At 68.2% G+C, this 15,594-nt stretch carries 14 protein-coding genes; 7 read left to right on the top strand and 7 right to left on the bottom strand.

Annotated features, from left to right (window positions below; all coding sequences use genetic code 11):
- The first annotated feature begins 3 nt into the window (after positions 1–3).
- From ACXYX3_RS03790 to ACXYX3_RS03780, 3 genes are read left to right on the top strand one after another with little or no spacing between them, the layout of a single operon-like run.
- Complete coding sequence (locus ACXYX3_RS03790; protein WP_458610199.1) at positions 4–801, top strand: IclR family transcriptional regulator; 798 nt, start codon at positions 4–6, stop codon at positions 799–801.
- Between the two features lie 17 nt (positions 802–818).
- Positions 819–2,156, top strand: a complete 1,338-nt coding sequence (locus ACXYX3_RS03785) for an enolase C-terminal domain-like protein (RefSeq protein WP_458610198.1) — start codon at positions 819–821, stop codon at positions 2,154–2,156.
- A gap of 1 nt (position 2,157) precedes the next feature.
- Positions 2,158–3,132: a 2-hydroxyacid dehydrogenase gene (locus tag ACXYX3_RS03780; protein ID WP_458610197.1), complete on the top strand. Its 975-nt coding sequence runs from the start codon at positions 2,158–2,160 to the stop codon at positions 3,130–3,132.
- Here ACXYX3_RS03780 and ACXYX3_RS03775 read toward each other — a convergent pair.
- Together ACXYX3_RS03775 and ACXYX3_RS03770 are read right to left on the bottom strand one after the other, a co-directional pair.
- Positions 3,129–4,298 carry a DUF7159 family protein gene (locus ACXYX3_RS03775; RefSeq protein ID WP_241205269.1) on the bottom strand — a complete coding sequence of 390 codons (1,170 nt, stop codon included), beginning with the start codon at positions 4,296–4,298 and terminating at the stop codon, positions 3,129–3,131. The two genes, ACXYX3_RS03780 and ACXYX3_RS03775, sit on opposite strands and share 4 nt — an antisense overlap.
- A 73-nt stretch (positions 4,299–4,371) precedes the next feature.
- Positions 4,372–4,536 (bottom strand): hypothetical protein, encoded by a 165-nt coding sequence (locus tag ACXYX3_RS03770; RefSeq protein ID WP_241205268.1) that lies wholly within the window; start codon positions 4,534–4,536, stop codon positions 4,372–4,374.
- 191 nt (positions 4,537–4,727) lie between these two features.
- Here ACXYX3_RS03770 and ACXYX3_RS03765 point away from each other — a divergent pair, with 191 nt between their 5' ends.
- The gene (locus ACXYX3_RS03765) at positions 4,728–5,018 is read left to right on the top strand and encodes a hypothetical protein (protein ID WP_241205267.1); all 291 of its coding nucleotides are present in this window, start codon (positions 4,728–4,730) and stop codon (positions 5,016–5,018) included.
- 6 nt (positions 5,019–5,024) lie between these two features.
- On the opposite strand, the gene ACXYX3_RS03760 is transcribed toward ACXYX3_RS03765, so the two are convergent.
- The gene (locus ACXYX3_RS03760) at positions 5,025–6,362 is read right to left on the bottom strand and encodes a PE-PPE domain-containing protein (protein WP_241205266.1); all 1,338 of its coding nucleotides are present in this window, start codon (positions 6,360–6,362) and stop codon (positions 5,025–5,027) included.
- Positions 6,363–6,524: 162 nt separating this feature from the next.
- The gene (usfY, locus tag ACXYX3_RS03755) at positions 6,525–6,833 is read right to left on the bottom strand and encodes a protein UsfY (protein ID WP_241205265.1); all 309 of its coding nucleotides are present in this window, start codon (positions 6,831–6,833) and stop codon (positions 6,525–6,527) included.
- Positions 6,834–7,221: 388 nt separating this feature from the next.
- On the opposite strand from usfY, the gene ACXYX3_RS03750 reads away from it, so the two are divergent.
- Complete coding sequence (locus ACXYX3_RS03750; protein ID WP_458610196.1) at positions 7,222–8,736, top strand: PQQ-dependent sugar dehydrogenase; 1,515 nt, start codon at positions 7,222–7,224, stop codon at positions 8,734–8,736.
- Positions 8,737–8,858: 122 nt separating this feature from the next.
- Positions 8,859–10,868 (top strand): MFS transporter, encoded by a 2,010-nt coding sequence (locus ACXYX3_RS03745; protein ID WP_241205263.1) that lies wholly within the window; start codon positions 8,859–8,861, stop codon positions 10,866–10,868.
- 27 nt (positions 10,869–10,895) lie between these two features.
- On the opposite strand, the gene ACXYX3_RS03740 is transcribed toward ACXYX3_RS03745, so the two are convergent.
- A complete protein-coding gene (locus ACXYX3_RS03740) occupies positions 10,896–11,891 on the bottom strand; it encodes a phospholipase D-like domain-containing protein (protein WP_241205262.1) in 996 nt (331 codons plus the stop codon).
- Positions 11,888–13,663: an ABC transporter ATP-binding protein gene (locus tag ACXYX3_RS03735; protein WP_241205261.1), complete on the bottom strand. Its 1,776-nt coding sequence runs from the start codon at positions 13,661–13,663 to the stop codon at positions 11,888–11,890. The genes ACXYX3_RS03740 and ACXYX3_RS03735 overlap by 4 nt, the downstream gene beginning before the upstream one ends.
- A 142-nt stretch (positions 13,664–13,805) precedes the next feature.
- Here ACXYX3_RS03735 and ACXYX3_RS03730 point away from each other — a divergent pair, with 142 nt between their 5' ends.
- A complete protein-coding gene (locus ACXYX3_RS03730; RefSeq protein ID WP_458610195.1) occupies positions 13,806–14,651 on the top strand; it encodes a hypothetical protein in 846 nt (281 codons plus the stop codon).
- On the opposite strand, the gene ACXYX3_RS03725 is transcribed toward ACXYX3_RS03730, so the two are convergent.
- Positions 14,636–15,586: a tripartite tricarboxylate transporter substrate binding protein gene (locus tag ACXYX3_RS03725; protein WP_458610194.1), complete on the bottom strand. Its 951-nt coding sequence runs from the start codon at positions 15,584–15,586 to the stop codon at positions 14,636–14,638. The genes ACXYX3_RS03730 and ACXYX3_RS03725 overlap by 16 nt on opposite strands.
- Positions 15,587–15,594 lie beyond the last annotated feature (8 nt).

Genomic DNA, 15,594 nt, shown 5'->3' with positions numbered 1-15,594 from the left:
GTTGTGACAGAAGATCTTCCGGTGCGCAAGGTCAAATCGGCGGTCCGTACCGTCGAGTTGCTGGAGTACCTGGCGGGCCGCCACGACGAGCCGGCCCGATTGCGCGAGATCAGCGATGCACTCGAGATGCCGCGCAGCAGCGCCCATGCACTTCTGCGTACTCTCGTCGGTCAGGGCTGGGTACGGTCGGACTCCACCGGAACGCTGTACGGCATCGGCATCCGTGCCCTCTTGGTCGGCACCAGTTACCTCGACAGCGATCCGTACCTTCCGCTGATCGTCCCCTTCCTGGAAGACCTGCGCGCCGCGCTGGACGAGACGTTCCACCTCGGCCGGCTCGACGGGACCGACATCGTCTACCTCGCCACCCGCGAATCCCAGCAGTACGCGCGCACCGCCAACCGGGTGGGCAGACGATTACCCGCCTATGCCACCTCACTCGGAAAGGCCCTGCTGGCCGAACTGTTCGGTGCCGAACGCGACCGGCACATCCCGGCGGCCCTGACAGCGCTGACACCGAAGACCATCACCGATCGCGCCGTTCTCGACAGCGAGCTCGACGAGGTCCGGATCCGGGGATACGCCGGAGACGACGAGGAGAACACCGCCGGGGTACGGTGTTTCGCGGTGCCACTGCACTACTGCCGGCCCGCGCAGGATGCGATCAGTGCCTCGATACCTGTTGATCGGCTGAGCCCGCAGCGAGCACGCGAGATCATCGCGGCGCTGCAGAGCACCGGCGACAAGGTTTCCCGTGTCGTGCGCCCATTGGCCAACGGCGACAGATGGTTCGCATCATGACGCTCGAGAGGAACCCCATGAGAACACCCGTCGTCACCGACGTCACCGTCATCCCGATCGCGGGGCACGACAGCATGCTGCTCAATCTGTCCGGTGCGCACGGGCCCTTCTTCACCCGCAATCTCGTCGTCGTCTCCGACTCCGCGGGCAACATCGGCGTCGGCGAAGTGCCCGGAGGCGAACCCATCCGCCGCACCCTCTCCGACGCCCGCGACCTGATCGCCGGACGCCGCATCGGCGACTATCACGCCGTGCTCAACGAGGTACGGCGTACCTTCGGCGACCGCGATGCCGCCGGCCGCGGCGCGCAGACGTTCGACCTCCGCGTCACGGTGCATGCTGTCACCGCGATCGAGTCAGCATTGCTCGACTTGCTCGGGCAGCATCTCGAGGTCCCGGTGGCAGCCTTGCTCGGCGACGGGCAGGTACGCGACCGCGTCCAGGCACTCGGGTATCTCTTCTTCGTCGGTGATCGCCGCAAGACCGATCTCGCCTACCGCTCGGCTGCCGACGAACCCGCAGGCGCGGATGACTGGATGACGGTGCGCCACGAGGAGGCGCTGACTCCGGACGCGATCGTCCGGCTCGCCGAGGCTGCGCACGCGCGTTACGGATTCGCCGACTTCAAACTCAAAGGCGGCGTCCTGCCCGCGGCGGACGAGGCCAAAGCCGTCATCGCACTGGCCGAACGCTTTCCGGACGCGCGGGTCACCCTCGATCCGAACGGCGGGTGGCTGCTCGATGACGCGATCCGGACCTGCCGCGAGTTGCGCGATGTGCTCGCCTACGCCGAAGATCCCGTCGGCCCGGAGGGCGGGTTCTCCGGACGGGAGGTGATGGCGGAGTTCAAGCGAGCCACCGGACTGCCCACCGCGACGAACATGATCGCGACGGACTGGCGGGAGATGGGGCATGCGATCCGGGCCGGGGCAGTCGACATCCCGCTTGCCGATCCTCACTTCTGGACCATGGCAGGTTCGGTGCGTGTGGCCCAACTGTGCGACGCGTGGGGTTTGACGTGGGGATCGCACTCCAACAACCACTTCGACGTATCGCTGGCGATGTTCACCCACGTCGCTGCTGCCGCGCCCGGGAACATCACGGCTATCGACACGCATTGGATATGGCAGGACGGACAGGCCATCACCGCCGACCCGTACGAGATCGTCGACGGTCACCTGGCGGTGCCCGACGCACCGGGGCTGGGCGTGACGCTCGACGACGCCGCCGTCGCGGCGGCACACAGGTTGTATTCCGCTGAAGGTCTGGGTGGGCGCGACGATTCCATCGCCATGCAGTACCTGATCCCCGGCTGGACTTTCGACAGCAAACGCCCAGCGCTGCAGAGGGATTGACGTGAAGATCGTCGTCGCCGACCCCAACCTCCTACCGCACCGTGATCGCTTCGAGGCGATGGCGCCTGCCGACTCGGACGTCCGCTGGGTGCCGGACGGTGTCACCGGACCGGACCTCCGCGACGCCGACGTGTACGTCGGCAGTCGCTTCACCGCCGACATGGCCGGCGCCGCCGAGAGATTGCGACTGATTCACGTCGCCGGTGCAGGCACCGACAAGATCGAGTTCGCCGCGTTGGACGCGGGCATCCTCGTCGCCAACACTTTCCACCACGAACGGTCCATCGCCGAGTACGTGGCAGCTGCCGCGGTGATGCTGCGCCGCCGCTTCCTCGTTCAGGACCGCGCTCTGCGGGAGGGGATCTGGTCGACCTCGGTCTACGATCGTGCGATAGCCCAGGCCCCCACACTGAGCGAGGCTCGAATCGGCTTCGTCGGGCTCGGCCACATCGGTGGGTACAGCTGGAATCTGCTGCGCGCGTTCGGTTGTACGGCAGCCGCGGTCACCGGATCGGGCAGCGGCGGCGAGGACGCGGGGCTCACCTGGGTGGGGAACACCAGTCAGCTCGACCGACTTATGTCCGAGAGTGACGTCGTCGTGGTGTCGGCGCCGCTGAACTCGGCGACCACGGGCATGATCGGTGCTGCCCAGCTGGCCGCGCTGGGTCACGACGGAGTCCTCATCAACGTCGGCCGCGGTCCCCTCGTGCAGGAGCGGGCGCTCTACGACGCGTTGGCGGACGGCGTGATCGCGGCTGCCGCCATCGACGTCTGGTATCGCTATCCGGGTGGTGAAAGCCGGTGCGCCCCCAGCGATCTGCCCTTCGGGCAGCTACCCAATGTGCTGATGACGCCGCACTCGTCCGGTGTCACCTCGGACACCTTCGCCGGCCGCGTCGGAGATGTCACAGCGAACATCGTGCGGCTGCACCAGGGCATTCCGCTGCGCAATGTGGTCGCGGGTGGAGCGAGCTAGGGCGTGTAGTCGTACTGCGGTTCGTGGAACCGGTTGATGATCGGGATGCGTTCGATGATGCGGTCCCGCAGCCGCGGCTGGGGGTTCTCCACGACCACGGGCGGCGGCACGGCCGCGGGCAGCGGACCGCCCGGGGGCACCAGCACCGGGGCACCCGGCGCGGGCGCCAGATAGTCCGGCGGCGGGGCCGGCGGGACGTATTCGGGCGCCGGCGGGACGTACTCCGGAGCAGGAGCAGGAGCGGCCGCCGGCGGCTCGTCGACCACGGGCGCCGCCTCGGGTGGAGCGGGCAGCTCCACGGCCTCGGGCGCGGGTGCGGTGTTGACGATCGGCGCCGCGGGCGCGGGCGGCGCGGGAGGAGCGACGAGCGGAGGCGCGGGTGGGGCCGCCTCGCGGACCTCGTCCTGCACGGAGCGGACCATCTGTGGGGTGGGATCCGGGGTGAAGTTCAGACCGACCGCGGCCGACGCCGACACGACCAGCGTCACGACGGCCGCCCCCAGAACCGAGGCCAGCACGGCGGTGCTCGAGAGGCGCCGGGCGCCGGTTTCACCGGCCACGTCGAGCAGGGCCACCGCCGACGCCGACGCCAACGCGGCGCCCCGGGCCAGGGCCAGCTCCGACTGATCGGCAGACACCACCGGAGCGTCCGTGCGCTGCTGCGCGGCGGCCATCGCGGCCGCGACATCACCGGAACCCAACACGACCACCGCGTCTGAGCTGGGCAGCTGCGCTTGCGCAAGTGCGGCCGTGTCCATCCGGTCTGCGGTCACGCCGTCCGGAGTGACCGCGACCAGCACCGATTCTCCGGGCTCGGTGACGTAGACCACCGTGCGCTCGTATCCGGCGACGTCTGCGATACCGAGCGCGAGCGTCTCGGCTGCCTCGACAGCAGACACCGCGATCACGTTCTCGACACCCCGGTCGGTGAGCTCCTGCCACACCGCACTCGCCGTGGCTTCCGCCGCAGCTGACCAGGTCAGACCCACCGCGTGCAGGCGCCGGGACGTGTCGTCACCGATCAGGGAGTCGAGCAGGACGCCGGCGTCCACGCCGGCACGGTCGGCTGATCCCCGATCGATGGTGGCGCCCTCACCGGCGGCGCCTTCGACCAGCACCCAGCGCACCGATGACGACGTCATCGACAGGCCGAGTACAAGGTCCATGACGTCACGATCCGATCTCTATTTGCGACTAACGGACGACCCTACCGCGCATACCGTTGCCTGCAAATCTCGCTCACGACGAACCGTAGAGCAGGCGCCGTCGCCAGGCCATCGCCGCGTGCGCGGTCATCCCGTGGAAATTCAGCCACGACACGTCGGCGTTGCCGATGCAGCGGTGCGGCTCCCCCAGCCACGACGGTCGCTCGGCGCCGCATCGGACACAGTGCGCAGACGTCATCGCTACAACATCGCACTCCGCATCGGATGCCACCAATCCACCGGCATCCCCCGATCGGAGGACCACGGTTTCGTCCCCGCGATCGGCCGCCCGGCGGACAGACGCAGACCCGCGACTCCGGGCATTCTTGTGTCAACGCCGGAACAGCCGGTCACAGGCTCCAAAAGCCAACTCAGACAAAGGAAATGAACATGAACAACACCGCTCGCATCATCGCCCTGCCCCTGCTGACCGCCGGCATCCTCGGTGGCGCGCTCGGCCTGGCCGGTACCGCTGCCGCCGCGTCGCCGGCGAACACCCACTCGACCAACGGACACAGTGGCCACGCACCGACGACTCCCCGCGACACCCGGGCGCACATGCCCACTCAGCCGCGGGTGTTCAGCCCCTCGGTCGCGACGTCCCCGAAGACTCACGTGCACACCCCGGCCGCGGCGACCTACCGGCACCGCCACCACCGGCACGTCCACCGCGTGTGGTGACTGCGCTCAGGCGGCCTCGTCGTTCGCGGCGGGGCCGTCGGCGTGACCGCCACCCGGCGCGGCAGCGGCCTTCTTCGGGGCATCGTCGCTGCTCACGGCGTCTTGGGATGAGTCCTCGACATGCTGGCGGACGCGCTTCTTCTCGTGGCGGGTCGCGTTGGCGGCCTCCACCTCTTCACGAAGATGCTTGCCCGGGTACCAGGACGTGCGCGTGGCCGAGCGTTCCGCGGCCCCACCCTCGTCCCGGTTCTCCTCGACCTGGTCGCCGGGTTCCGACCGCTGCCGGCGCTGCTCGACGGGTTCCTGCTCGACGGGCGCCGACGCGTCGACCGTCGCAACCTCTGGCTTCACAGTCCGCTTCGGGAAGAACGTCGCGCGTGTCGGCGCGCCGTAATCACTTCTGTCGTAGGCGGTTTCGATGATCTTGCGCAGTGGGGCGTCGAGCGCGGCGATGACCTGATCGGGCAGGAACGGATCGAGCGGGATCAGCAGCGGAATCGGGTAGGTCCGCACCAGGTAGTACGTGGTGTTCGTGTCCTCGTCGACCTGGTAGTAGTCGCTGTCGCCCGAATCTCTGGCCGCCTTCAGGTCGTCGGTGGTCAGCTCGAATTGCATGTTGCCGTGTACCAGCGCCATGCCCGCCACGGCGTTGGCGATCGCCAGGGGATTCCACAGATACGTGGGGAAATCGGACCAGCCGTCGTACTGGCGAGCGATGTCGATCGTGGGATCGCCGTTGTCGGGGGTGGCTCCGTTGAACGTGACGTCGAGGAAGGGAATGTGCAGCCCCTCGAAACGCTCGAGGATGCCACCGTTGGGCCGATTCGGGTTCGCCGCCAGGACGTACACGTTGCCCTCGTGAGTCGCCTTGTAGTGGGACGCGACGACGGCTCCCTGGGAGTACCCGAAGATCACGTCACCGGACGCCGGACCGGCCGTCGTCAGGTTGGCGACGCCTTCCGCGACGGAATCGTCGAACGTCAGGTCCTTGAAGCCGCCTTGAGAGAAGGGCCGCAGTCCCGCGTTGTAGTCGACCTTCTCGTACGGGCCGTCGGGCGTCGGCGCGGCCGTGCCGTTGACGACCACGCCGATGAAATCCTCGAACTCCTGCTGCGTCGCCTGGTGCCCGTTGGTGGTCCCGCGCAGATAGTGCAGGGTCGCGAGCAGTTGCGGGCTCACCGACATCGTCGGCGCGGTCCCCAGCACCGCAGCGCCGGCGACGGCCACGCCGGCCATCCCGACCGCGGTCACTGCGGCCTTGGCCCGCGCCCGCCCGCCGCGTGCCGCCGTCCGCTGTTTCTGCGCGCGATGCCTGCCCTGCGTGCCAGCCCGCCGATTACCCATATGAGTCCCCCCTCGCGTGATCGACAGCAGTGTACGACGCCATATTTGCTGACACGTCCACTTCGCGTGGATCTTCTCCAGATTGCCGATGACCTACGCGTTGATTCGCCGGTGTCGAGACCACCGGCCGTCACGTCCGGGTGTTGCTGCCGGACCTCTCAGCTAGCCGGCGCGCAGGTGGGGATGGTCGGGATGGTCCTTCTGCCACTGCCGCTCGACCCGCTTGACCCGCTGGTGTTCCAGCGCGATCAGCAGCGCCCCCGCGGTGACGAGCGCGCCGGCGACCAGGCCCAGGATCAGCGACAGGTCCCGGTTGCCGTAGGCCGTGGCCGCGACGGTGCCGGCGATCAACACCGTGCCGATGCCGATGAGGAGCAGCCCGGGCAGCCACAGCGTGTCGATGAAAGACTCGCCACTGTGCGGCAGAGTCGTGCGGACGTGATCGACCGGATCGCGATGAGCGCCTTTCATCACAACCCCCTTCGTCTCAGGGATGACTCCAGAATACGCCGCTGTGAGCTGGGTCACACCATTCCGTCATCAATCGGTCATGTTCCGTCCCGGCGCACGCGAACGTTTGCTGACGTTGTCGACCAGGGGTATCGACCCACACGAATGATGCATGTTCCCGGCCGGTGGCCTTCGCCAGATCAGAACAGTCCCGCGCCTTTCGCCCGCGAGGCGTGACGGAGCACGAAAAGCGTTGCCTTCCTTGCGCTTCACGCGTTCAGCGACGTCACAGATTTCGCAGCGAAAACGCGATACCTGCCGCGGCGCCGACCTACAGTCGCCTCACCGGGGTGTTGCCGGGTTGCCGCCGACAGCGCGGTGCGGAGACCCCCGCTCGCGAGGAGGCGTCATGGGGGAATCGTCGTCGGCAGGGTCACAGACCACTCGACCGAACAGCAGAGTCAGCACCGCACTCCACATCGGACGGGTCGGAGGCCTCGCCGTGGCCTTCGGGATCGGCGCGGCCGTCCTGACGGGTCAGGCCGTGGCATCCGCGGACAGCGGCAGTGCGTCGTCGACCAGCGCGACCGCGAACAGCGCTGCAGCTGATCGTGATTCCGCGAAGGCAGGTCCGCGGGCGCGCGCGACCCAACGTGCCGAGGCGCGCGCGACCCGTCGCGCAGAGGCCAAGTCCGACCGGGCAGAAGCCCGCGCGCAGCGCGCCGCCGACCGCGAGCAGCGCGCCGCCGAGCGCGCCGACCGCGTCGCCGAACGGCGCGCTCGGACGGTCACGATCGACTCCCCGGAACCGGCCACTCCCAGCGCGCCCGACCCCCGTCCGTCACGGTTGCTGGACCTCGTCGGCGCCGGCCTCACGGCGGCAGGGACGCGTCAGACCGTCGCGGCTGCCGAGGTCGCCCCCGAGCGGACCGTCGTCGCCTCCGGCTTCACCCAGCCCACGGATTTCCAGTTCCTGCCCGATGGACGCATCCTCGTCGCGGAGAAGAACGGCCGAATCCGCGTCGTCGACGACAACGGTGACGTCCTGCGGCGACCGCTCTACCGGGTGGCGACGCTGACACAGGGCGAGCGGGGCCTCGGCGGCCTCACCGTCGACCCCGACTTCGAGAACAACGGCTACATCTACGTGGCCTACACGACGATCTTCGCTTGCGACCGGCTGGCGCGGCTGACGGTCCGCAACGACCGTGTGGTGTTCGGCTCCCAGAAGGTCCTGCTGCAGTCCACGGACCGGTCGGCGTTCTTCCATCACGGCGGCGCGCTGGGGTTCGGTCCTGACGGCATGCTCTACTGGGGCGTCGGCGACAACAAGGACTCCGGCAACGCGCAGGACCTCGGCACGATCCACGGCAAGATCATCCGGATCAATCCCGATGGCACCATCCCGTCGGACAACCCCGACCTCGGGGACGGGGCGCTGCCGCAGATCTACGCCTACGGCTTCCGCAACCCGTTCCGGCTGACGTTCACCCCCACCGGCGAGCTGCTCGTCGCCGATGTGGGCGAGAACTCCTTCGAAGAGGTCGACAACGTCATCGCCGGCGGCAACTACGGCTGGCCGGGTTCCGAGGGCGTGTGCACCAGCGATTGCGCGGGCGTGTCGGACCCGATCTACACCTACGGGCACGGCGACAGTGGTGCTGCGATCACCTCGGTGCTGTTCTACGACGGCGGCCAGCTCGGCGACGAGTTCCAGAACACGTTGCTGGTGGCCGACCTGGTTAAGGGCTGGATCAAAGCACTGGATTGCACCGCCGACTTCTCCTCCTGCGGCAACGTGCGGGACTTCGATGCGCAGGCCGGCGGAACGGTGGTGCTCGTACAAGGTCCCGACCAGGCGCTCTACCAATTGCGCTACGACACCGGACAGATCATCCGGATCGGAACCCCCTCGGTGGTCTGACCTTTTTCCTGGGAGGTCCCTGGGAACTCCTCCCATCGGGGAATGCCGGGCGCCGCGGCCCGGTTGCCGCCGAACGTGGCTGAGCTCTCGCGTCGTGACTGTGCTTCCGGTGGGTGCTGCTGATGCGCCAAGGACCCCTCGCCGGGCGATACCCCGCAGTGGCCGCCATGGTCACGCTGGCGCTGATCCCCTATCTGGCGCTGTCAGCTGCGCTCGATCCGCTGGTGCCGATCATCAGCGAACAGCTGCACATGAGCGCCCAGACGATGGCGATCAGTTCGGGGTTGGGCAACGCCGCGTACGCGGTCGGCACGGTGCTGGCCGTGCAGTTCGCCCAACATCTTCCGCAGCGCCGAATGCTGCTCGGCTACGCCGTGGTGCTGGTCATCGGATCGGTGACCGTCGCCGCCGCGCCGAACGCGCCGACGTTCGTGATCGGCCACGTACTGCAGGGTTTGGCGACCAGCATGCTGCTGATCGCGGCGGCTCCCCCGTTGACCATCGGCTTTCCGCGCGACAAGCTGCGCAACACCGCGATGATCATGAACATGTGCGTGTTCGGCGCCGTCGCGCTCGGCCCGTTCATCGGCGGTGCGCAAGCCGAAGCGCACGCGTGGCGGCCGCTGTTCTGGATCGTCGCCGCCGTCGCGCTGGCCGCCCTCGTCCTGGCCGTGCTCACCTTCGACGACGCGCCGCCCGCCGATCGGGACGCACCCCGCGACCTGCCGGCCATCGTGCTCGCCACCGTCGGGTGCACGGCGGCGTTCGTCGGGGCCGCCCAGCTGACCAGCCACGAGATCTCCGATCTGGCGGTGACCGCGCCGATGCTCGGCGGGTTGGTGCTGATCGTGGCGCTGATCGTCTACCAGTACCGGGCCCGTCGCCCGTTGCTGACCATCCGCACGATGCTCACCAGCGCGATCCCGGTAGCCGGCGTCGGTGTGGCCCTGTTCGCCGCGGCCGCGTCGGTGGCGGCGACCGCGCTGACGGCGGCGGTGTTCCTGCAGTCGTTCAGCCCCGTGCAGGTCGGTCTGCTGTACCTGCCGGAACTCGGTGGCGCGATCGTGATGGCGGTCGTGTTCGGCTTCGTGATCTCCCGGCGCGCGATGCACTATCTCCCGCTCGTCGGCATGGCGCTGCTGGCCGCAGGCATCCTGGTGTTCCGGTTGTCGCTGCCGGCGAATCACTCGCTGGCCCTGCTCGGTTCGGCCCTGACCGGACTCGCCCTCGGGGCCACCGTCGCGCCCGCACTGTTCGTCGCCGGGTTCTCGCTGCAGTCGAACAGTCTGCAGCGGGTGTTCGCGATCATCGAGTTGTTGCGCGCTGTCGCGGCCTTCATGGTGGCGCCGATCTTCGCGCACCTGGCCACCCGGATCTCCGACGATCTGGTCGCCGGAACCGGCGTTGCCCTCTGGGTCGGATTCGGTCTCGCCGTCGGCGGTGCGGTGTTCGGAGTGGCGGTCTACGTCCTCAGCAGTGCACGCCCGCAGACCCCGGATCTCGACGAGTTCCTCGACGGTGACTCACCGGCCTGGTACTCACCTCCGCTGCTGGCTCGGCTGCGGGGCCTGCCGATCGAGCCCCCGCCGAGTGGACACACCGTGCCCTCGGCGGCGGCCCCCGAACCGGTATCCACGGGTCCGGGTCCCGTGCTGCTCGCTTACGACGGTTCGGATCTCGCGGCGAGGGCCATCGCTCGCGCCGCCGATCATCTCGGCGCAGGGCGCGAGGCGGTGGTCGTGTGCGTGTGGCAACCGGTCGACGTCGGATTCATCCCGGCCGACGACGAACACGTCTACGCCGACCGTGCCGGTGACGTCCGCCGCGCCGCCGAACGCACTGCGGCGCTCGGTGCCTCGCTCGCCGAGGCCGCCGGGATGCCGGCGTGCGGCATCGCCGTCGAGGCGACGCCGACGTGGAAGGGCATCGTCGCCGCCGCCGAAGAGCACGGCGCCAGCGTCATCGTGCTGGGCCCCCATCGACGCAGCGGTCTGCTGGGGCGTCTGCAGGGCAGTGTGGCGGCCGCCGTGGTGGACCACACCGAGGTCCCTGTCCTGCTCATCCCGGAGGGCGAGGATCCGCCGGTGACGCTCAACCGTCCCGCCGATTCGGCGGTCGTCAGCCGCACCTGACGCCTGCCGCGTCGACGGACAGCGCCCTCAGTCGGCGTGGGGATCGTGCAGCGCCAACTGGTCGACTTCTCGCTGATTGCGCCCGGCGAGGTCGGCGAGAAGTGCCGCGTCGCTGAGATCCAATGGCGCGGAATGTTTCCAGTCGTGATGCGCCACCTTGTTGAGCCGGGTGATCAGGTGGTCGTCGTCCACCTCGATCGCGAGTTCCCGGCGATGATCGAAACTGCCGGGAGACAGGTTGATCGAGCCCACGATTGCCCGCTCGTGATCGGCGACCATCATCTTGGCGTGCAGCTTGAGGTGCTTGAGCCGGTGGATCTTGATGCCGACATCGTCGAGGATGCGTAGCCCGCTGACCCCCTCCAGTAGCTTGTCGGCCTTGAGATGGTGGGCCGCGCGGGCCATCACGTGCACCTTGACCCCGCGGCGCGCCGCACGCACCAATCGCTCGATGATCACCGGGTCCTGGTAGCGCTCGTTCTGGACGAACAGGGTCTTCTCGGCGCGATCGATGAAATCAGCGATCCGGGCCCGACCGTTGGTCGGGCACCAGATCAGCCGGGCGTCATCACCGGGATCGAATTCCTCTCGCGCCCAATCGGCTTCGAAACACTCGATGATCTCGAGCACCTCATGCGAAGTCGGGGTGACCACCGCATAGTCACGGGTCTCGGTGAAGTTCTCGTCGGTCCAGTTCAACGATTCGACGAACGCGAACTCGTCGTCGATCACCATCGACTTCTCGTGCGTCAACCCGAACGACGGACTGCTCTCGGTGACGTCGATGCCGTACTGCAGCAACAGGTCCCGCGCTCCGTCGTTGTCGGTCTCACCGTCGCGACGCTCCGGGTTCAGCATCACCTTGACCAGGACGCCTCGCTGGTGCGCCGCGACGACCGCGTCGAGCAGCGGCTGATGGCTGAACGCGAACATCTTGACGCGCACCGACTTCTCGGCGTTGTGGATGGCGTCGAGAACCGGCCGCGACGAGTCGTCGGGCAGGATGATCAGGGAGCGGGTCACGGCGTCTCGTCCTCGTACTGGATGCGGTGCAACTCAGCGTATCTGCCGTTGCCCTCGAGCAGCTCGCTGTGGGTGCCTTCTTCGACGACGCGCCCCTCTTCCAGCACGACGATCTTGTCGGCGTCGCGGATCGTCGAGAGCCGGTGGGCGATGGTCAACACGGTGCGATCGCTCATCAGCCGCTGCAGCGCGCTCATCACCAGATGCTCGGACTGGGCGTCCAGCGCGGCGGTCGGTTCGTCGAGGATCAGGATCGGGCTGTCGCGGATGAGGGCGCGAGCGATGCCGATACGCTGCCGCTGGCCGCCGGACAACGTCATCCCGCGTTCGCCGACGGCACTGTCGTAACCCTGCGGCATGTCGGAGATGAACTCGTGGGCGTTGGCGAGTTTCGCGGCTTCCACGATCTCTTCGTGCGTGGCATCCGGCCGGCCGAAGGCGATGTTGTCGCGGACGGTGCCCCGGAACAGCACCGTGTCCTGCAGCACATAACCGATCTGCTGGCGTATCTCGTGCAATTTGTAGTCGCGCAGGTCCACGCCGTCGATCTGCACCGACCCCATGCTGGGGTCGTAGAACCGGGGAATGAGGCTCACCAGCGAGGATTTTCCGCTGCCCGTGTGGCCGACGATGCCGACCAGCTGACCGGGGGCGACGTCGAACGTCACATCGCGCAGCACCGGCTTCTCACCGTCGTAGCTGAACGCGACCTTGTCGAACCGGATGCCGCCCTTGACCTTTGCGGCACCGACGGCGTCGGGCTTCTCCTCGATGTCGGTTTCGGCGTCGAGCAGCGCGGCCACCCGTTCGACCCCGACCGCGGCCATCGCGATCGTGTTGGTCAGCTTCGCCAGGTCCTGCACGGGTTTGAAGAACGACGCCAGATAACTGATGAACACGGTGAGCGTGCCCGCGGTCATCGCCCCGGCGAGGATCAGCGCCGAGCCGCGCCACAGCACCAGCGCCGTGCACGCCGCGACCACGACCGCGACGATCGGTGAGACCACCGATTTCACCCGGCGCGCGTTGAGTGCTGCATCGACGGCCTGCTGCCCGGCGATCGCCAACTGCTGTTCCTGCAGCGTTTCCCGGTCGAAGGCCTTGACGACCCGGATCGACTGCAGCCCCTCTTCGGCGACGGCGACGATGTCGGACTCGCGTCGGCGGACCTCGTGCGTCGCGGCCTTGACCGCCTTACGAATTCGGGAGACGAACAACAGCAGCAGCGGTGCGACCGCGAGCGCCACGAGGGTGAAATCCCATTGCAGCCACAGCATCAGGCCGAGCATTCCCACGATGGTGAGCAGGTCGGTCGCGATGCCCAGGGTCGAGGCGGACGCGAAATCCTGGATGGTGTCCACGTCGTCGGTCAGGGTCGACAGGATCGGCCCGACCCGGTGGGTGTCGAAGTAGCTGAGCGAGAGCTGCTGCAGATGGTGGTAGGCCCGGGTCCGCAGATCGTTGCCGACGCGCTGACCGACGGTCTCGGTGAGGTAGTTGGCCGCATAGGTGGCGATCGCGGCGATCACCGCGATGACGATCACCATGATCGCGGCCAATCCAGCGATGTGCATCCGGCTCTCGCCACCCAGGATGGGTTGCAGCAGCCCATGGAGCCAGGCCGGCAACGGATGATCGCCGACCACACTGTCCAGCACGACCTTCAGCGGCCACGGCGCGGCCAGCCCCATCGCGATCTGAACGCACAGCACCGCGAAGATGCCGAGCACCGACCAGCGGTAGGGGCGAAGCAGTTCCAAGATCAGTCTCACGGCTGCCTCGCTGTCAGTGTTCTTGCGGTCATCGCTGACCCTCGATCGAGCGGACACACAGTACATTGCCGACGTTGCTCCGAGGTGATGAAATCGGGGTGTCCGCCGGTAGGGTCGCAGACACCTTGTGCGGGAGGGGTCCATGAAACCGGTGGTGCTCCGGTACGCCCGCGCGATGGTGCGGGCCGGCGCGGGCCGGCCCTACAGCGCGCGACGGTCGGCGCGGGCACTGTCCCTACCGTTGCCACGCGCCGTCGCCGCCGAGATCCGCTGGATGTTCACCCCGCCCTACGCAGGCCTGAGCGGCGTCGCGATCAACACGGTGCTCGCCGCGCTGTGGCTTCTGGTCCAGCCGCTGACGCGGCACAACGTGCACAACGACCTGATCGTCGTCGTCGACACCTACTTCGCGTCGTTCATCCTCGCCGACGTCACGACCACGAACATGCTGGGCACCGATCACCACCGTGTCCAGGCCGCGCTCGCGGCCGGCACGCCCATGTGGCGAATACTGCTGGTGAAGAACCTCGCGCTGTTCGGCGTGGTCGGTCTACCCACTCTCGCGGCGGCGGTGCTGTTCACGCTGTGCATCGACACGCCGTCGCGGCTCCTCCGCACCGTCCCCAACGTGCTGGTGCCGGTGGTGTCGTGGCTCGGCATCGGCAATCTGGTGTCGGTGCTGCTTCCCGTGGCCGCCGCACCGTTGATCCGGCGGTGGCGAGATCGTTCCGACCGGCGCCACGTCGCCGTGTGGCTCACAGCTCTGGCCCTGCCGTATGCGCTGTACTACATCGCCGATCCCATCGGCGGCGTCGAGCACGACGTCTTCTGGAACCAGGTGCCCGCCGCGATCGGCCCCATCCTCGGCCGCGACACCAAGAGCTTCGTCCATCTGGGGATCGCGCTGGCAGTGTGGGCGCTGACCACCGCGGCCGCGGTGCTGTGGGTGCGCCGGCGAGGGCTGCGGCTGCGTCAGGCGATGCGGTAGGCGGCCTCCACGTCGGCCTGGGTCTCAGCGAGGAACGCCTGCAACTCGTCTCCGGCCATGAACGTGGTCACGAACCCGCTGCGTTCGGCGATGTCCTGCCACGTGGGCGTTTGGACCATGGTTGCGAGCCCCTGCTGCCAGTAGTCGACGGCGTACTGCGGCATCGCCGGCGGCCCGTAGATCCCGCGCCAGTTCGCCAGCGTCACGTCGAGACCCTGCTCGCGCGCGGTGGGCACGTCGAGGCCCGGCAACCGATTCTCTGACAGCACCCCGAGGGCGCGCAGCTGCCCACCGCGGATCTGGTCGACGAACTCGCTCACCCCGCCGATCGCCACCTGGACCTCACCGGCGAGCAGCGCCGCGGTCTGTGCGCCGCCGCCCTCGTGCGCGACGTAGCGAGTGGCCCTCGGATCCGTGCCGACGGCGTTCACCAACAGATCGAAGGGTGCCTCGTCGTCGGGCGCCGCGCCGACCGTTACGCGGGCCGGATCGGCTCTGATTGCCGCCATCAGGTCGGTGAGGTTCTGATACGGCGAGGCGGGGGTGGTGACGACGACGAAGTACTCGGTCATCAGCCGGGCGATCATCGTGACATCGGCGTAGCCGTACCGGGACACGCCCCGGACCTGGTTCATCATCGTCGCCAGTGAGGCGACCGACAGCTGATCGTCGTCACCGCGATACTGCTCGACCATCGTGGCGAGGAAGTCCGAGCCGCTGTTCCCGGGCCGATTCTGCACCGGCAGAGGCACATTGACGATCCGCTCGGTCTGTAGGGCGTCGACGACGGAGCGGATCGTCAGATCGAAACCGCTGCCGGGGCCGGCGCCGGCCGTCATCGTCACCGGGCCCGTGGGATACGGCGCGGCCACAGCAGACGGCGCGAAAGCGAACGCGAGCAGGAGCGCGAGCAGGACGCGCGACAACGTCTTCACGGCAGGAC

Source organism: Mycobacterium sp. Panama NTM2 (assembly GCF_054355555.1).
The sequence above is the reverse complement of the archived record's forward strand: the minus strand, read 5'-3'. Positions and strand labels throughout refer to the sequence as shown.